Origin of the sequence: Paucilactobacillus kaifaensis, assembly GCF_005405145.1 — a bacterium.
Lineage (GTDB): Bacteria > Bacillota > Bacilli > Lactobacillales > Lactobacillaceae > Paucilactobacillus > Paucilactobacillus kaifaensis.
The window spans coordinates 17,917-36,254 of record NZ_BJDM01000003.1; the positions used below are offsets into that span (position 1 = coordinate 17,917).

An 18,338-nucleotide genomic window follows, 5' to 3' on the forward strand; every position below is an offset into this window, starting at 1 on the left:
ATTTAGTCGAGGACTTGAAATTCAAACCGAAACCAAAAGCAAGCAAGCTAGTGTTGTTTTTCAGATGTTTATTAATCGCGATTTGTATCTTTGGGGATGTGTCCGCATTAATTTGCATCTATTGGTTCGTGTTATTCGGATGGTTCAACACAACCGCGTTCATGTTCATACCGCTAATATTTTTCAGTTGGTTAATATACGACACGATTAAATATATCCGAGGTGACAGACGATGAGGTATGAATGTCGCAATATGTTTGGCGGTGAAGTAATTGCCACATTTAGGACATACGAAAAAGCAGAAGAGTTTATCGACGCATCAGCGGACTACCCAGACTGGTGGACTGTTCCTGCAATGACGATTGTGGAGGTGTCAGAAGATGAAGAAAGCAATTAATGGAATCTTCCTAGCCTTGTTAGCAGGCTCAATCGCAATCTTAACTGGGTATGCTGCTTATGTATTTTTGCATGGACTAACAGACCTAGGCTGGTTATTAGTGGCATGTGATATTGTAGCAGCTGGTACATTTATATTGTTTTGGCGAGGTGATTAGCCGTTGCAATATGAACTGACAATACCAGGCGAACCAGTTGCACAGGGCAGACCTAGATTTGTTTCTCGTGGCAAATTTGTAACAACATATGATCCGCCAAAATCAAAAGAATATAAAAAACACATCGTTGATGTTGTTGCTCAGACGTGGTCAAACAAAGCATTGGATGAACCGTTATCCGTGATGATTAAAGTTTATAGACCAATTCAAAAATCAACGTCAAAAAAGCTATATGCTTTAAAAGCCACAGGAGACGTTCTACCGATTAAAAAGCCCGACGTAGATAATTACACTAAAGGTATATTAGACGGTCTGTCACAGGCTAATATTTGGACTGACGATAACTTGGTGTGTGAGGTTATTACGCAGAAGCAATATAGTGATAATCCACGAGTTGAAATTGTAATTAAAGAGATCAATTCAATTAATGAATTTGAATATCAAATGGAGGAACCATAATGAATGAAATTAAAGACAACACTATTGATGTAGAAGCAGTATTAGCAGATGTTCACCCAACGAATAAAGGAGTTACTAAGATAACTCTTGAAGTTGATACAGCAATGTTAGATGGGCATATTGGTGAGTTAGCCAATTTAATTAATTCAAAGGTTACTCTAGCAATTACTCCAAACCAAACAGAGCTAGATACTGATGAGCGACGTGAAGCGGACGGACAAACTGAAATGGAATTGGATAAATAATTGCATAAAAAAAGACGCTCCCAATTAAGGAAACGTCACCACTCAAAATTAACTTACAAATTTAATTATAACACAAGGGGTGGCGTAGATTGGGAAGTCATAACAGTTTCCAGTGGCTTAAAACATATCTGGATAACGAAGAAGAGATTGCCAACATTGAGCTAGATTTGAGACGAACTGAAATCGAGCTATCCAGATATACTGATGGTGATCTCAGGAATATCAAGCTGAACAAGAAGTCTAATGCTTCACAGCTTGAAGAGATAATTGCTGAATACAAGAAGTTGCTAGAACAGGATTACAAGATTAAAGACGAAGTCATGAACTTGCTAGATCGGTTCAGTGGAATTGAGAATACTATATTGAAAGAGAAGTATATCAATGGCAAAACATTGATGGATATTGCAGACATACCAGACATTGGCTATTCATATCAGACTATCAAACGTGTTCATGCAGAGCTAAAACGCAGATTGGTTTGGTTAGATATGTGGGATATGCCAGAAGAAAACAAGAATCAAATTAAATTGTTCTAGGTATCATTAAAGTAGCACCCTTAATGGTGCCGACATCTTGCTTTACAGGGTTTATATTAATAGCATGCAAATTTGATTGAGGACGGCAAAGTATTATCAATATAAATCGTGCGTTGCTCAAATCAGATTAAGCAAATTCAAATTGCAGAGTTGCATCAACAGCTACATCGGGTTCGATTCCTGATGTGGTTTTTATTATGGAGGCAAACATATATGGATAAGGACGATATGCTGAAACATATCGAGATGGACATTAAGGGTATTGTGTTCGATCAGGAAATGAGAGAGCAATCCATTTCACTATCACGTGAGTATTTAACAATGTATCAAACCGCATTGAGTGATACAAGTGATACAAATCTAGCGAGACAGGTGGCGTTAGATGCTATGACAGCGATGTTCAGAGGGCATGATAATTGATTATCTATCTAGGGCAAACGTTGGTTTATCAAAAAATATTAATTGGTAATAGCAAGTTGCCAACGCTACGCGATATGGTAATTATATTATTGATGACAAGTAGATCTAAATAATGTACGTAACAATGATTGATTGTAATAGACAAGATGTTGCCATTATTGACTGCATAAGAGAACAACAATGATAGGGGCTAGATAGTTGGAATTACAGACTGATACACATTCACATCGAGCAGAGTTCTACAACTCAGTTAAGTGGCACAGCATGCATGACTATGTGTTACGTCGCGATAACTATGAGTGTCAGTGGTGCAAAGCAGAGGGACGTGTGACTAGACAGGGTGATGTGGATAACCATGGTAGGCCAATCATATTGGAAGTAGACCACATCAAGGAACTGGAATACTATCCAGAGTTAGCGCTCGACCCAGACAATCTACGTACGTTGTGTAAAGACTGCCACAACAAGAGACATCATCGAATGAACTACTCAACTCATAAGCATGTTAACAAGGATAACAAGTGGAGCAAAGACGAAAGGTGGGACTGAGCAATGGGGTTAAGGGATCTATTTAAATCAATGCATGTTCATGATTGGCAATGGGCAGGCAAACACATTGAAGACAAGGATAGCGATATAGATGAACAATATGAAGTGTGCCTTAAGTGTGGTGCCAAGCGCAATCACAGACTCAACATTGAACATGCTGATGGTTCACATACATTAGTTGGTTGTACTTACGATGAGTACAAATTGTATAAGGAAATATCTAAGCACGACGAAAGTGTAGACAAGACTAAAGTCTCTAGCGATAAGTCCATAATGGCCGGACACGTTATAGGCAAAGGGGAAGTATTGATTAGGTTGGATAACACCAACAAGTTGCCTCTAGTATATGTAGACAGAGAACGGGCAGTCATTGTTTCGTGTGAGTTTAAGTATGTCACGTCTACATTTGATGGACCTGGCAAACAGTATTATCTTGTTAGTTGTTATCTTAAGTCAGATGATCAACCAACATTACACAAGATCAAGGTTGATGTAGTAACGGGCAAGACATACTTTAACTAACAATAGGAGGCACAGCATGTCAGAGGTAATCATCTATGTAGTCATGAAGAGGACACACACAGGTATAGTCAACACTGATAGAGCATTCGACAGTATGCATCATGCTAAGAACTATGCTCGTCAGCTCAATTTGAGTCAAACAGCAGAGTCAGAATACTATGTGGAAAAATGCTTTCTCAGGCAGAAACAAAAATAAAAATTGTCATACCCCCGGGGTCAAAAAGTTTGAATGAAAATTTGAAATGGGAACCGGTGGGTAGGACTCGACTCCACAAGAAAACATTAAAAAAATCTACACGAGGGGGTGGGTGTAATTGACGTTATCAAATGTTGAAAAGTATTTTCGCGAAAAAAGTGATCCTGAGAATTACATTTTGCAAGAAAAAATATCTAGATATTTAAACTTGAGAAAGATTTATAACAAACTAGATAACACTATAAAAGCTGATGGTGTAGTAATCGTTGTAGAGAACGGCTCGCAAAAATATGTAAAACTTAATCCTGCAATTGCAGAAAAGCAAAAGCTAAACGTCCAACTGTTGGATTTAGAACGAACAATTTATTCATCTATTAATATAGTATCAAAATCACATCCTAAATCGCCCCCTAACGAAAGCAAAGGTGGTCTAGTATGATTCATCAGAAATACGTAGATGAGTACATACAGGCTTATAATAGTGGGCAAATTAAGCTTAACAAAGAGCGTATCATGTTGATTGAATATTTACAGAAATATGTGCTCTCAAATGATCAACTTTATTTCGATGAAGAGAAAATTAATGATTGCGTTGCTTTTACCGAAAAGTGGTTTTTCCCAACAGTTTTGTTTCAGAGATTCTTATTTGCATTTGTGTTTTTGTATGATACAAGAACTGATGATGTTTATTACGATGAACATTTTTGGGTGCTGGGTCGTGGCGCAGGTAAGAACGGTTCGATTAGTGCATTGAGTGCATTCTTTATCAGTCCGCTTAATAATGTACCTGGTTACAACGGTTCAATTGTCGCTAACTCAGAAGAGCAAGCCAAAACTTCAATTACTGAAATTTATAACACAGTACAAGGCAGTGAGACGCTTAGTGATATGTTTAGGGCTAACAAGTCTGCTATCGAGGTTCCTGACACTAGTTCTGTTGTCACTTATCAAACATCTAACGGCAAAACGAAAGATGGACTGCGTGATGGGTTTGATGTGTTTGATGAAATCCATATGTATGCTGACGATTCAGGTGTGCAGGTTTATGAGTCTGGATTAGGTAAGGTGCCAGAGTCGAGGCAATTCGAAGTTGGCTCTGACGGCTATGTACGTGATGGCTATCTGGATAAGAAAAAAGACATTGCATTGCAAGTTATGCAAGGAGAATTACCACCAGACACAATGTTTCCGTTTTGGTGCAGACTTGATGATGAAAGTGAAGTTGACAATGTTGATATGTGGGAAAAAGCCAATCCAATGTTGTCTAAGCCATTAACATCTTATGGCAAAACTTTGTTTAGAAAAATCAAAAAACAATATGTAAAAATGCAGTCTGAACCAAGTATGCGCGAAGAATTTTTAACTAAGCGGATGGATTTGCCACTTAAAGACCCTGAGAAATCCGTTGCACCATATGATCAAGTTAAGGCTACCAACCAAATAATTCCATATGACAAATTAATAGGCCATGAAGCTATAGGATCTGTTGACTTTGCTAGTATACGGGATTTTACAGCCAATGGTTTAACTGTCAAGTTGGATGGAAAACAATATTATTTAGGCCACCAATTTGCGCGTAAAGGTTTTGTAGATCGTTATTATGGTTATTCAACTAACCCGGCTGACCGCCCTAAAAACGTCCCTCCAATCGGAAAGTGGGAACAACAGGGACTAATTACTATCTTGGATGAATCAACAATCGATCCACAAAAAGTTGTCGATTGGTTTGTTGAGCAACGTGAAAAATACTTAATTAAAAAGGTAGTACTAGATAACTTCCGGGCAGATTTGCTACGGAAGTTTTTTGAAGATGCAGGTTTCGAAGTTGTTGTAATTAGAAATCCTACCGCTATTGACGGACTGCTTGCTCCAAGAATTGAAAACGGATTTGCCAGTGGGCTATATGTTTGGGGCGATGATCCATTACTACGATGGAACACTCAAAACGTACTAGTAACTATTGATTCACGAGGTAATAAGAAGTATGGCAAAAAAGAAGAAATCAGGCGAAAAACTGATGGCTTCAAAGCGTTTGAATACGGACAGTATCTAGTTGATGAGTTGCCAGACTGGGATATTGGTGCAGAACTAGATATGATTTCTGATATTGATTTTTAATTGAAAGAAGGTGAGTTAATGGCAATATTTGAGAACTTCATGGAGTTATTTCAAAAGCGGCAAGATGCTAGTTATATGTTTGATGTTGATTATTTAGATGATGTTGGCGACAAGATATATGCCAAAAGAATGGCTGTTGATAAAGTTATCAACTTTATTGCAAGAGCTGTTAGCACAACTGAATTTAAGTTTTACAACGGCACCAATGATTTAAAATCTCCATGGGATTATAAACTCAATGTGAGACCTAACACTGATTTATCCGCGGCTAATTTTTGGCAAGAAGTTGTTTACAAATTGATTAAGGATAACGAAGTGTTAGTCATCAAGAATGATACTGACGATTTACTGATTGCTGATAGTTTTGTTAGACACGAGTCTGCTAATTTTCCTGATATCTTCGATGGAGTAACAGTTAAAACTTACCAATTTAAACGTTCGTTCAACATGGATGAAGTTTGGTATATGACTTATAACAATGAAAATTTAGAACGATATGTTAGTGGCCTTTGGGGTGATTATGGACGCTTACTTGGTCGATTAATTGAAATTAATCTTAGAAATAATCAGATACGAGGAACCGTTAAAGCCAACATTGCTCAGGGAACACAAGAACAGAAACAAGCATTACTACAGAAATATGTTGATAAGATATTTAGTTCGTTTAAAAAGAATAGCGTTGCAATTGTGCCAGTTACTGATGGGTTTGAGTATAACGAAGTATCTGGTACCGCAGGCGAGAAAAACCAGTCAGTTGATGAGATTAGTAAGCTGCTGGCAGGCTTCACTGATGAAGTAGCCAATATTTTAGGTGTTCCGCCAGCTTTAGTGCACGGGCAGAATGCCGAGGTCGACCAGAATAGTAAGTCGTTTATCCAGTATTGCTTAAAGCCTTTGCTGAATAAGATAGATGATGAGTTGAACGCTAAACTGTTTACACAAGCTGAATACGAGTCTGGTAAGCACGTTGAAACGGTAGGAATTGATCGTCCTGATATGTTTGATGTTGCAGAACCAATAGACAAATTAATCAGTTCTGGTGTGGCTAATCCTAATGTTATCTTGCATGAGTTGGGTTTAGCTAAACGTCCTAATGGTGACGAGTATGTGATTACTAAGAACTATACGACACAATCGAAAGGTGGTGATTTAGATGACAACAATTAATGTTAAAGGCCCAATTGTAGCTGACGGTGACAAGTGGTTTTATGATTACTTCAAAATGCCTGCAACTGCTCCAAAGGATATTAACGACTCATTGCCTGAGGATGGTTCGGATGTCGATGTAGTGATTAATTCTGGCGGTGGAATGATTGATTCTGGTAGTGAGATTTATACTGCATTAAAGAGCTACAAAGGCACGGTTAATGTTCAAATTGTAGGAATGGCTGCTTCTGCTGCGTCAGTAATTGCTATGGCAGGTGATCACATTGCTATGAGCCCAACTGCTCAAATGATGATTCACAACGTGCAGTCTAGTGTATATGGTGATTCAGTTGACCATCAGAAAGAGGCCGCAGTATTAGAAACGTTTAACAAAAGCATTTCGGCTCCGTATGTTGCAAAAACTGGTATGTCTCAAGATGATGTGCTGAGTATGATGGATAAGACTACTTGGTTAAATGCCGATGATGCAAAGGCTAAGGGCTTAGTTGATGAAGTTATGTTTGACGAGACGGAACCAGAATTACAATTAACGGCTGCGTATAACGCTGGCTTAGTTGCTCCGGACGTGATTAACAAAGCACGTGAGGCTTTAGTTGACAAGACTAAGAGTAGCAAAGCCAGTGAACAAGTTATCACAATTGATGACAAAGCACTTTCTAAAATAGTTGCTGAACAGATTAACGTACTTGAAACAAAATATAAAAATCAATCAAACGAACAGTCTGATACATTTCAGCCGTTCGTTTTTTAGTTCAAATAAAAAGGAGAGAAACACAATGACAATGAAATTAAATACTAAGGAATTTTCAAACTTTGCCGAAAAGCGAAGTGCATATGCAGATGCTGTAAAAAATAGTGCAGACGCAGAAACACAACAAACTGCTTTCTCTGCAATGATGGACGCTTTAAGTGAAGACTCAATGAACGAAATTACAAAACAAGTTAATTCCAAGGCTGCTGAAATGTTTTCAGCACGTCAAAACGATAGCAAAATCACGAACGAAGAAGTTGAATTCTTCAATGCAATCACTACTGATGTAGGCACTAAGGAACCCAAATTATTACCACAAACAGTTATCACAGAAGTATTTGATGATATGGTTCAAGAACATCCAGTATTAGGATTGATTGGACTACAAAATCAAGGTATTAGTTTGAAAGTTATTCAATCTGATGCCAAGGGTGCAATTGTTTGGGGTAAGATTTTCGGTGATATTCAGGGACAGCTTGACGCAACATTCAACATTACCGAAGCAGACCAAAGTAAGGCCACTGCATTTGTTGCATTACCTAAAGATATTGAAGATTTCGGGCCTGCATGGATTAAACAATATGTAGTTACGCAAATTACGGAAGCTTTTGCAGCTGGTGCTGAATCGGCATTCATCGTTGGTGATGGTAACAACAAGCCAATCGGTTTAAATCGTCAAGTTCAGAAAGACGTAACAGTAACAGGTGGTGTATATCCAGAAAAGACATCAGCGGGGACACTGACTTTTGCTAACACCAAGACCGCTGCTAAAGAACTGGCCGGACTAATCAAACAGTTATCAACTAAGGAAGATGGACATCCGGTTGTTGCTAAAGGCAAGACCGTATTGTTGATGGCTCCGGGTGATTCATTAGATGTAGAAGCACAGTTCATGGTGCAGAACTTAGCCGGCCAATTTGTGACAGCAATGCCATTTGGACTTACAACTGCTGAATCTGAATTTGTACCAGAAGGAAAAGTTATTGCATTCGTTCAAGGGCGTTACAATGCTTATCAAGCTGGATCATTGAGCATTCAATCGTTTGACCAGACTTTGGCAATGGAAGATATGGATTTATACATTGCTAAACAGTTCTTCTTTGGTAAAGCTAAAGATAATAATGCTGCTGTAGTTTATGATTTGGCACTTGCAACTCCCGGAACAACCACTAATGAACCAACAACCGGTGGCGAAGAAGAAACTGCAAAAGCCTAGTAATTAAAATTTGGAGGTAATTGATTTATGTATACAGTGATTCGTAAGTTTAAAGATGGCAACCCTAAGGCAGAAGGACATATCTATGAAGTTGGGGATGAATACCCATTTCAAAAATATGCTGGAGCAACTACCAAGGCACGTATTGCTGAACTAACAAAAGAAGAAGGGCCTAATGATAGTTTTGATGGGCCTGTTATTTTGGAAGTGGATTTAGACGAAAAAGAAAAGTAGTAGGTGATTAAATGGCTGATCAAGCACTCAAAAATGCTGATCTTGCTCAGCAATTAAAAACGAAGTTACGTATTTTTCATAATGTCGATGATCAACGATTGGACAGGATGATTGAAGTTTCTAAGCAAGTAATTGCGCGTGATACAGGGTATGAAGAAATAGACGACCCTAAATTCATTGAGTTAGTTTTAGAACGATGCCGCTATGACTACAACGACTCGTTAGAATTCTTCAATGCTAATTTTCAATCAAATTTGTTGAGTCTTTCATTAGATGGTTATGTTCCTAGTGAGGAAGGTGAGACTGATGGCGATTAGACCACAATTTGAATATGAGCCACCAAAGATTAAGACCAGGGATATTAATACTCCGGTCTATTTTTATACTCAAAATTCAACGGGACCAGAGCCGGGTACTGATAAGGGTGATCAACTCTTTTGGTGCTTAGCCGAAGTTTACGATCCGAGTTCTAAGGATTTATCCATCCTAGATTCTCACAGTGTTAATGAGGGTGTCACAATTAACATCCCTGATCCACTAGGCGAGTATCTGCCGTCAAATAAACATTTGGCTGAAATAGATGACTACCGCTATAAGGGACAAGATGGCAAGCCTAAAACATGGGATATTGTTGAAGTTAGTCCTGACTTTCATGACAGTCGTTTTATCAAAATAATCCTAGGACGTGATGGATCATGAGCGTAAACATTCGAGGCATGGACGAAGTCTTAGCCAATATGGAGAAGAAGTTGGGATCTAGATCAGTGGCTAGATATAGTAACGAGGCGTTGAATGTTGCGGGTAGGTATATGGCTGTCCGCCTAAAATCGGCAGTTAGTTCATATCGGGACACTGGCGCAACGGTTAATGAAGTTACTGTGGGTCAAGCTCGTCTGAAAGGCGGAGTTCGAACAATTAAGATTGGTTGGGATGGTGGTGGCTCTAAGCAACGATATAGATTAGTGCATCTTAATGAGTTTGGCTATACTCGCTTTGGTCGTAGTTATAGCCCTCGTGGTATTGGTAAGGTTCAGAATGCTTATGAGAGTTCTAAGCAACCAATGAAAGCATTGGAAAAACACGAATTGGAGAAATTGTTATGATTCAAGACATGTTAACGAATATATATACCGAATTAACGAGTGATTCAGTTATTAAACAATTTGTTGGTAATCGGATCAGATACTATGACTATCCAGAAAATGAGGACACTAACCAAACTAAAATGATCATTAATCCATTGCGACCACCACAAGAACAAGTTGGTGGGAGCGATCAAGGTTTAACAACCAATTTTATTTTCCAAATTGACGTTCAATCGACAGACAGAAAAATATGTAAACAAGTACAGGCGGCCGTCAAACAACAGATGACTGCCTTACATTTTGCCCAATTAACAGATGGCTTAGACGAGTATTTCCCTGAAACAAAGTTATTCGTTGACGCTAGACGGTATGAGGGCAACACGGAAATTTATGACACTAATTATTAATAGAAAAGGGGAACTCAAATGTTAGTAGGATTTAAGAGATTGACAACACAAATTTTTGACAATGATGGCAAGCCAAAAGGTGATCCAATTGTTATTGAAGGTAAACAAAACAAAGGTGCCACAACTAAAGCGGATATTTCAGGCCTTTCAAAGGATCCAACCAAAGTTGCTGGATCAGACATCACCTATTACATCTCTCGTACGGGTGTTGGGGATGTTAAGGCTGATCTTGGTTTATTGGATGTTCCAGAAGATGAAGCCGATCTATTGTTAGGATGGTTAGCATCAGAAAGTGGCATTTCTTATTTAGGCGAAGCAACAGAAGCACCTTATGCATCAATGCTGCTTGAATCGTCTGATGGTCACGGTAATGTTGCATTACTTGGTTTCTTCCGAGGCACATTCTCACGTGACAAAGTTTCGATGGAATCATTGGACCCAGCAGAAACATTTAAACCAGAAGCAGACGACTGGTCATATTCTGCAATGGCATCTGATGCAGAAGATGAAACCAAGGGTCAGTACATTGGTAAATATGCTGGAGCAGATGAAGAAGCAATTACAAAATTGCGTGAACAAATTTTGCATACTTCCGAAACGACAACGGAACCAACGGCACCAACAGCTTAATTGATGATAGGAAGCCAACGGGATTATGACTTAGTTCATGACCCCGTTTTTTTGTAAGGAGAGAAAAAAATATGTCAAAACCTGTAAAAATTGATTTGATGATTAACGGAGAATTAAAACATTTTGAAGATGATTTTGTGCCATTTTCTAAGCATATTGAAATGCTAGAAATGAACGAAAAAGTTTCAAAAGGTGAAACTAGCCAAGTTGATTGGTTCAAACAAAAAGCTGCATTTGTCGCTAGTTTATTTCGCGATCCAGAAGTTACAGAAAAGTCGGTAATTAACGGACTAAGTGCTGCCACTGCAGACGATGACATGGAAACCGTAATTGCTGAAATGCTAGGTATAGACCCAAACGAAGTAGCGGAGATACCGATAGCGTAGCCTCCGCAAAAGAAGCGTTAGATGGTGCATACACGATGATTAAGTCAGTGCTTCAAGCCTTTCCCGGGTTCACCATCAATGACGTTTTAAACACAGATTATGGAAAGCTAATTAGCACTATTGAAGCAAAAGAACCAAAAGAGCAGAAAAAAGAAGATGAAGTTATGGACTTATTTGACTTTGTTAAGTCTATCTAATGGTTCAAATATTGAATGAGAGGAGGAAATGTTATGGCGGAACCATTAGGACAAATGGTCATTGAATTAGGACTTGATAGTTCAGCGTTTGGTAAAGGAATAACTGGGGCTAAACAGCAAGTTAAATATGCGATGGCTGAAATGAAGTCGGGTATGTCTGTAATGTCTGCTAGTGGTCGTCAGTTGGACGTATTACAACAAAAGCAACGTGGTTTGACTAATGTTATGACCGCACAGGAACGTGTTGTTAGGAGCCTAAAACAGTCCTATGACAATTCGTTTGTTAATGGGAAAGCAACTACTCAAACTGGTAAGCTAGCTACACAGTTACAAAATGCGACTAGTAAACTAGCTTCGTTCAAAACTCAACTTGCTAATAATGCTGGAGCAATGGCAAAAATGAGAGTTGAAACAACCGGTTGGACTGGGGCACTTAATAAAATTGGTCAAGGAGCCACTAGCGTTGGTACTAAGATGTCAGCTATGGGATCAGCGGTTAACAGAGTGTCTGGTCCAGTTGCACTTGGATTAGGACTAGCTGCTAAATCTGCAATTGATTTTGATTCTCAAATATCAGCAATGGGTCCACTGCTGACAAACGGTGGTGCTGTTACTGCTAAATTCAGGGCACAGCTTGATCAATTATCGAGCAGCTCAAAAAAATGGTCAGAGCAGTATGGTATTTCAACAACTGATATCAACAACGCTATGTCAGAGATGATAAAACGTGGTTTTACGACTAAACAAGTTATGGGGTCAATGCCGGCCGTTTTGGACGCTTCTAAGGCATCTGGTGAAAGCCTAGGAACAGTTATGCAAGCTACAGCTTCTATTGTTGAACAATTTGGTTTAAAGACTAATTCTGTTAAAGGAACCATGAAGAATACTCAAATGGTTACTGATTCACTAACCTATGCAGCTAATGCAACCGCTGCTGGATTTGGTGATATGTCAGAGGCTATGAGCTACGTTGGACCGGTTGCCAAAGGTCTTGGCCTAAGTGTTCAAGAAACAGCTGCTGCTATTGGTATCTTAAGTAACCGTGGTATTGAGGGACAAAAAGCAGGTACTAACTTGCGAGGGATGTTAACTTCGTTGGTTAAGCCTACTAAACAAAATACTGCTGCGTTCAAATCTATGGGTATGAGTGCTAAAGATCTGAACGAGGATTCACATAATTTACCTAAGTTAATTGACGATATTTCCAATGGCACCAAAGGGTGGACTAAAGCTGAGCGTACTCATGCTATTGCACAAGCTTTTGGGCGTGAAAACCAAGCCGCTGTTAATGCGTTAGTTGAGTCTGGTTCAGACAGTTTGCGTAAACTAACTAAGAATACAGAGGACGCTGGTGGTGCAACCAAGAAAGTTGCTGATCAATTAAATGATACTAAAGCTAACCAGATTAAGAGATTCCAGTCATCTATTCAAGTATTAGGTATTACGATTGGTGAGAAACTGTTGCCAACATTAACGCCGCTTGTAAAAGAGGCTACAGACGTTGTCAACGGATTTGCGCATATGGATTCGGCCACACAAAAAACTATTATCCATATGGGATTAGCAGTTGCAGCCGCTGGTCCATTGCTTAAAACACTGGGTGGAATCACTAAAGGATTTGGTCTTGTATCTACTGGTGTTGTAGGCGTGATTGCCAGAATCTCTGGTTGGTCAGCTAAGAATGCTGTATTGAAAGGTTCATTAGACGCAACCGCTGCTGCTACATCAAGCAACAAAACTATTGTTGATAAATTTGGTAATGCATTAAATGGCACAAGCAAAACATTGACTACAGTTAATGGAACAACGGCAACTGCTAAAACAGGATTCCAATTATTTGGTAAGAGTTTGACAGTTGCGCAGGGTGGCGTTGGTGTATTAGGAACTGCGTTAACACCATTGGGAGCTACATTAATTGGAGTTGGCGTTGCAGTTGCCGCTGGTGTTGCAGTTTGGGAACTTTGGGGTAAGAAAGCCTATGAATCTGCTAAACGTACAGCGGAATGGGGATCTGATGTTGGTACTGCTGCTGACAAGTCTCTTGGCAAGTTTAAGTCATTTGAAACTACTGCTGGCGCTTCTCTTAACAACTTTTCAATAAATGGAAAGAAATCGGCCAAAAGTGTTTCAAAGGCTTTTGACGATATGGCAAAACAGGTTGATAGTGACGCAAAGAAAACTAATAGTGGTCTGGAGAAGTCTCTAAGCAAGTTGCCAACAAGTGTGCAAGCGTTGGTCAGAAAAGGCATTGAAGAAACAGAAAAATCAAATACTAAGGCTGCTAGTTCTGCTAAAAAAACAGCTGCCGAGGTTAACACGATTATGGAACATTCTGCTAAGGACCATTACAAGCTAACCAAAGACGAGGGTATCATGGTTGGTAATGCTCAACAGAGTATGGCCGATCAAGAACTCAAAGTGCTTGGCATTTCTGGTAAGAAGAAAAAGGCCATCTTAGCCGCCATGAATAATGACGTAAGTAAGATGACTAAAGATCAGCTTAACCAGACTCGAATTGATCTGGAAGATTCGTTGGATAAGGAAGCTGACAGATATACTAAACAGAAGAAAGTTTTAAAAGATTACTACAAGGACGGCACTATAAGTTCTAAGGAATACAAAGCTGCCGTCAAAGAATTAGGCAGCACGCACAAACAGACTGATGATCAGATTGTTGCTGGTCTGTATAACACAATGAAAGCCTCTGGCATGAGTACCAACTCAATGAAAGCTGAGTTCTCATCGCTGGGTTACACCTGGTCTAGTGTTAAAAAGATCATTGATGATCAAGCTCAGAGTGCATCTAAGTCTGGTAGTGCTTTAGTTAAGACAACTACCGGAATGAGTAAGAGTGTTAAGGCCGCCGCCAATACTTGGAATGAATTAATTTTCGATCCAAAAACTGGGAAAGTCAGCACTAATGCACAAGAAGAAATTAACAAAGCCACAGGTAGTTCCAAAGATTGGAATGCTATTATGTTACTTGCTAAGAAAGGACATCTATCCACTAATGCTACTGAGATGGTTGCCAAAGCAGCCATTGAAAAAGGCAAGTGGGATTCCATGACGTGGAAAGAGCAGAAAGCACTAATCCGTTCTGAGGGCGGAGAAAAGATTACCGATTTGCTTATGCAAGGTGGTATGTGGAATCAATTAACGCTCAAACAACAGGAAGCCATTGTTAATTCTAAGGGTGGAACTGATCTTCTTGGTTCCTTATCAAAGATGGGTGTTTGGAATAGCATGACACTTAAAGAGCAGAAGATTGCATTTAACGATGCTGGTTCACAATCCAAAATTGTTAAGGCGGTTGGAAGTGTCAAAGATTGGAATGCTCTAACGCCTAAACAGCAACAATTACTGGCAAGCAGTAATAGTCCCGAAGTTGTTGCTAAGGGAATCAATAACGTTGATACCTGGAACCAACTGCCAGTTCCTGTAAAGAACCTACTAGCCAACGATTCCAAAGCGGCTGCCGTATTAAGACAAGCTGGCATTAACATTGATCAATATGCTTTGAAGAAGCCAGGAGAAAAGAAACTATCTGCAAACAGTCAAGATTTAGACTCAAAATTAGCTGGAGCGAATGCAAAGATTCAGAATTTTAGTTCTGGTAATGCCAATAAGAATTTAACTGCTTCTAATAACACCGGAACAGGTACTGCTAGTGCACACAATACTATTCAATCAAGATTCCTTGGGCCTAATGGTACAAAGAACTTATTTGCCAGCAATAATGCTGGTGGTGGTTCTTCAAGCGCACACAGCACAGTTCAGAATAGTTTCTTAGGCCCAAATGGAACTAAGAAACTATTTGCATCTAACAACGCTGGTAGTGGAACATCTAGTGCACATAGCACAGTTAGCGGTTTTATGGGAATGAACGCAACCAAGAGTATTAAAGCTTCAAACGGAACCGGTGGTGGTATTAGTTCGGCCAGATCCTCTATTAACAGTGTTCATGGTAAATCAGTAACAATTACAGCTGTGTTTAACGCCGTGGCCCACGGAACAAAAGCCTTACTTAAAAAGTTTGGTTTGAAAAATGGTACTACTAACTTTCAAGGTGGATATGCCACAGTTAATGATCAATTAGGCGGTACGTTCCGTGAATTGGTTAAGCTCCCAACTGGGGAAACATTTATCCCACATGGACGTAACGTTACTATTCCATTGCCAAAAAGAGCACAAGTTATTCCCGCAACTAGAACAGCTAAGATGTTTCCGGGATTACCGCAGTTTGCTAAAGGACTAAACGTGCCTACTAGTTCTGATATTATTCAACAGCCTAAAGAAGTTATTCAAACTTTGACCGTATCTGATAATCAAAGCTCAAATAATGCTTTGGTTGCGCAGAATAATCAGCTAGTAGCACAAGTTAAAATGTTAGCCAGTGGCATTACTGATCTAATCAAAGCTGTAGCTGACCAGAATAGCAAACAAGTTGTAATTACAATGAATGGTGATGTTATGGCCGATGGATTAGCACCGTTAATCAGCAAACGCCAAGATAAGATATCGGTCAGAGAAAACAGATTGCGAGGGTTTAGATAATGTCAAAATTGCAAGTTTGGTTCGATGGCATTGAGATTACTCAATATCTACAAGTTAAGATGGGGAAAGACGAAATGCTATTGCCAGAACGTACAGATGATGTATTGAGTCCTGGTAATATGATTGGCTCTCGTTTACGTTCATCCAAAGTAGTGAAAAGAACAATTGAAATGCCGTTTATTATGACGGGAGATTTGAGAAACAAAACAGATAAATTAAAAGAAGCATTATATGTAACAGAACCAAAAAAGTTAATTATGAGTGACAGAATGGATCGTTATTATTTAGCGATTCCAGATGGCTCCATTAGTTTGCCAGAAAGTGACTCAGTTGATTGGTCAGGCACAATTAAGTGGTTGTGTTATGATCCCTATGCTTATGACATGCGCGAGGATGAATTTGAGTTCAGCGACACAGCACAAACAGTATCGTTGTCATTGGATTATCGCACTAAGATCCAAGGCGATTTGGATAGTAATCCTAATACAATTTATGGTGCTGAATGGCACGCGATTGAAAACCGCGCACCAGACAGCTTTTGGTGGGAGTGGGAACAATACAATTACAATCAAGTCCAAATGTTAGACGGGATTACTGGTAGTTATCAACGTACTCAATTGGAGAACTCAACTCGTTTAATGATGAAGTTTAACGTGCTGGAATCAATTAATAATTCTTATCCGGGTATCTGGCAACGCTATGGTATTATTGATGTGGCTGATAAGATTGCATGGCTAAAAGCCAATCTAACTAAGTTCACGTTTAATGTTTGGTCATACGGTCAAGGTGCCTCTGGATACGGTGTTAGAGTTCAGTATTGGAACGGCACAGAGTGGACGGGTACACAGGTTAACACAGCTAGTTCACCGTCAAAAAATTCGTATACATTCACGGCTGCGGAAGTCGCCAGCTATTTAGATGCTGACGGCTATTTTTATGCACTCAGTGGAACTAATGACACAGATGCAAACACGGCTAGCACAATGTATCTGGATTACACAAACATTGATGTCACACTGACATTACCAGTATCGGATGCACTAGTTGTTACTAATGATGGGCCGTTACCAGTGCCGATTAGATTTGAGTTAACCAATCATGGTGACAACGGGTTCTTTGGAATTACCAATGATACCGAGTCAATTTTATTGGGTAAAACTAATGACGTGGATGGTGGGATTGTGGAAAATTCTGAGAGGCTCTTTACCACTAAGCAAGACAACTCCATTGGGCTGTCACAGTGGACTATCAATGATGGGGTATTAAACAATTTGAATGAAACACCTGTGCAAGCCGGTAAGTTCCATCCACCTTATGAAAAACGTTGGCGTTTGCGTAATAACGGTGGTTATGACTATTGGGGTAACTCAGCATCTAATAATCGTGGTTGGCATGGGCCAACAATTTACACAGAATTTGGTGTCGATAGTAAAGGTGCCACTGGTGCAGTTAATTTCACATCTCGTGCATACGTAAATATTATGTCAACAAATATAAAACAAGGTGGATTGACACAAGTTAATATAAGCGGTTCCGACCGTGAGTTTATAGCAGGTGTTCAGTTGTGGAAACCTAACAACGGCCACGGCGGTATCAAGATTAGAATTGGCAAACACTGGGCTTACATTGACGAGAATAATGCCCGCTGGGATAGGTTTTTCGGTTCAATTCAGATTGATCGACATGGCAATACTTATACAATTACAGTTCAAGATATTGAGGGTGGCACAGGCGCTAAACAGACAATCACTTTTGATGATCCTGACAGCGCCAAAATAGTTGCCAATGGTTTCACGTACTGGAAAGCTATGTGGGGCAATAAAATTAACGATATTTCTTGGCAAGACTTTTATGATTTCTGGTTTCAAAAAGACAATGTTGAAAACTATGTTGACATTCCTAACACATTCAATGATGGAGATTCAGTGGTAATAGATAATGACCAAGGGGCAGTGGAAACGTCTGTGAATGGATCGTTGTTCTTGGGCATGCAAGAGATTGGATCCAAATCAGTTATGGCCTACCAAGGTACAAACATGATTTCATTTATGTATTCCGATTTTGCTAACCGGCCAGATGTTAAAGCTTACATTCGCAAACGTTACTTATAGA

General features: G+C 39.4%; 23 protein-coding genes. All 23 read left to right on the forward strand.

Features of this window, described 5'->3' with window-relative positions; genetic code table 11:
* Window positions 1-232: 232 nt before the first annotated feature.
* The 23 genes from FFM51_RS08765 (at window position 233) to FFM51_RS02860 (ending at window position 18,337) form a co-directional block, all read left to right on the forward strand.
* Window positions 233-397: a hypothetical protein gene (locus FFM51_RS08765; RefSeq protein WP_170999550.1), complete on the forward strand. Its 165-nt coding sequence runs from the start codon at window positions 233-235 to the stop codon at window positions 395-397.
* Window positions 381-554, forward strand: a complete 174-nt coding sequence (locus FFM51_RS08770) for a hypothetical protein (protein ID WP_170999551.1) — start codon at window positions 381-383, stop codon at window positions 552-554. Before FFM51_RS08765 ends, FFM51_RS08770 begins: the two co-directional genes overlap by 17 nt.
* Window positions 555-557: 3 nt before the next feature.
* On the forward strand, window positions 558-1,013 hold the full coding sequence (locus FFM51_RS02765; RefSeq protein ID WP_137597126.1) for a RusA family crossover junction endodeoxyribonuclease: 456 nt from the start codon (window positions 558-560) through the stop codon (window positions 1,011-1,013).
* Window positions 1,013-1,258 carry a hypothetical protein gene (locus FFM51_RS02770; protein ID WP_041093414.1) on the forward strand — a complete coding sequence of 82 codons (246 nt, stop codon included), beginning with the start codon at window positions 1,013-1,015 and terminating at the stop codon, window positions 1,256-1,258. The genes FFM51_RS02765 and FFM51_RS02770 overlap by 1 nt, the downstream gene beginning before the upstream one ends.
* 89 nt (window positions 1,259-1,347) lie before the next feature.
* Window positions 1,348-1,794 carry a hypothetical protein gene (locus tag FFM51_RS02775; protein ID WP_137597127.1) on the forward strand — a complete coding sequence of 149 codons (447 nt, stop codon included), beginning with the start codon at window positions 1,348-1,350 and terminating at the stop codon, window positions 1,792-1,794.
* Window positions 1,795-2,007: 213 nt separating this feature from the next.
* Window positions 2,008-2,214: a hypothetical protein gene (locus FFM51_RS02780; RefSeq protein WP_137597128.1), complete on the forward strand. Its 207-nt coding sequence runs from the start codon at window positions 2,008-2,010 to the stop codon at window positions 2,212-2,214.
* Window positions 2,215-2,478: 264 nt separating this feature from the next.
* Window positions 2,479-2,763, forward strand: a complete 285-nt coding sequence (locus FFM51_RS02785) for an HNH endonuclease (protein ID WP_137597192.1) — start codon at window positions 2,479-2,481, stop codon at window positions 2,761-2,763.
* A 3-nt stretch (window positions 2,764-2,766) separates the two neighbouring features.
* Complete coding sequence (locus FFM51_RS02790; protein WP_137597129.1) at window positions 2,767-3,285, forward strand: hypothetical protein; 519 nt, start codon at window positions 2,767-2,769, stop codon at window positions 3,283-3,285.
* 314 nt (window positions 3,286-3,599) lie between these two features.
* The gene (locus FFM51_RS02795; RefSeq protein ID WP_137597130.1) at window positions 3,600-3,920 is read left to right on the forward strand and encodes a P27 family phage terminase small subunit; all 321 of its coding nucleotides are present in this window, start codon (window positions 3,600-3,602) and stop codon (window positions 3,918-3,920) included.
* On the forward strand, window positions 3,917-5,599 hold the full coding sequence (locus tag FFM51_RS02800) for a terminase TerL endonuclease subunit (RefSeq protein ID WP_041093419.1): 1,683 nt from the start codon (window positions 3,917-3,919) through the stop codon (window positions 5,597-5,599). Before FFM51_RS02795 ends, FFM51_RS02800 begins: the two co-directional genes overlap by 4 nt.
* Before the next feature lie 18 nt (window positions 5,600-5,617).
* Window positions 5,618-6,766, forward strand: coding sequence for a phage portal protein (locus FFM51_RS02805; RefSeq protein WP_137597131.1), 1,149 nt, complete (start codon window positions 5,618-5,620; stop codon window positions 6,764-6,766).
* Complete coding sequence (locus FFM51_RS02810; protein ID WP_137597132.1) at window positions 6,753-7,517, forward strand: head maturation protease, ClpP-related; 765 nt, start codon at window positions 6,753-6,755, stop codon at window positions 7,515-7,517. Before FFM51_RS02805 ends, FFM51_RS02810 begins: the two co-directional genes overlap by 14 nt.
* Entirely contained in the window at window positions 7,492-8,733 is a 1,242-nt protein-coding gene (locus FFM51_RS02815) for a phage major capsid protein (protein ID WP_223875883.1), read from the forward strand. Before FFM51_RS02810 ends, FFM51_RS02815 begins: the two co-directional genes overlap by 26 nt.
* A 27-nt stretch (window positions 8,734-8,760) precedes the next feature.
* Window positions 8,761-8,967 (forward strand): hypothetical protein, encoded by a 207-nt coding sequence (locus FFM51_RS02820; protein ID WP_041093429.1) that lies wholly within the window; start codon window positions 8,761-8,763, stop codon window positions 8,965-8,967.
* Between the two features lie 11 nt (window positions 8,968-8,978).
* Window positions 8,979-9,284, forward strand: a complete 306-nt coding sequence (locus FFM51_RS02825) for a phage gp6-like head-tail connector protein (protein ID WP_137597134.1) — start codon at window positions 8,979-8,981, stop codon at window positions 9,282-9,284.
* Entirely contained in the window at window positions 9,274-9,666 is a 393-nt protein-coding gene (locus tag FFM51_RS02830; protein ID WP_137597135.1) for a hypothetical protein, read from the forward strand. The genes FFM51_RS02825 and FFM51_RS02830 overlap by 11 nt, the downstream gene beginning before the upstream one ends.
* Window positions 9,663-10,070, forward strand: coding sequence for a hypothetical protein (locus FFM51_RS02835; RefSeq protein WP_137597136.1), 408 nt, complete (start codon window positions 9,663-9,665; stop codon window positions 10,068-10,070). The genes FFM51_RS02830 and FFM51_RS02835 overlap by 4 nt, the downstream gene beginning before the upstream one ends.
* Window positions 10,067-10,459 carry a hypothetical protein gene (locus FFM51_RS08775; RefSeq protein WP_223875881.1) on the forward strand — a complete coding sequence of 131 codons (393 nt, stop codon included), beginning with the start codon at window positions 10,067-10,069 and terminating at the stop codon, window positions 10,457-10,459. The genes FFM51_RS02835 and FFM51_RS08775 overlap by 4 nt, the downstream gene beginning before the upstream one ends.
* A gap of 18 nt (window positions 10,460-10,477) precedes the next feature.
* On the forward strand, window positions 10,478-11,089 hold the full coding sequence (locus tag FFM51_RS02845) for a major tail protein (RefSeq protein WP_137597137.1): 612 nt from the start codon (window positions 10,478-10,480) through the stop codon (window positions 11,087-11,089).
* 71 nt (window positions 11,090-11,160) lie between these two features.
* Complete coding sequence (gene gpG / locus FFM51_RS02850) at window positions 11,161-11,475, forward strand: phage tail assembly chaperone G (RefSeq protein ID WP_137597138.1); 315 nt, start codon at window positions 11,161-11,163, stop codon at window positions 11,473-11,475.
* A 35-nt stretch (window positions 11,476-11,510) separates the two neighbouring features.
* A complete protein-coding gene (locus FFM51_RS08780) occupies window positions 11,511-11,672 on the forward strand; it encodes a hypothetical protein (protein ID WP_170999552.1) in 162 nt (53 codons plus the stop codon).
* A 33-nt stretch (window positions 11,673-11,705) separates the two neighbouring features.
* Complete coding sequence (locus FFM51_RS02855) at window positions 11,706-16,226, forward strand: phage tail tape measure protein (RefSeq protein WP_170999553.1); 4,521 nt, start codon at window positions 11,706-11,708, stop codon at window positions 16,224-16,226.
* Window positions 16,226-18,337, forward strand: a complete 2,112-nt coding sequence (locus FFM51_RS02860; protein ID WP_137597140.1) for a distal tail protein Dit — start codon at window positions 16,226-16,228, stop codon at window positions 18,335-18,337. The genes FFM51_RS02855 and FFM51_RS02860 overlap by 1 nt, the downstream gene beginning before the upstream one ends.
* The last annotated feature ends 1 nt before the right edge of the window (window position 18,338 follow it).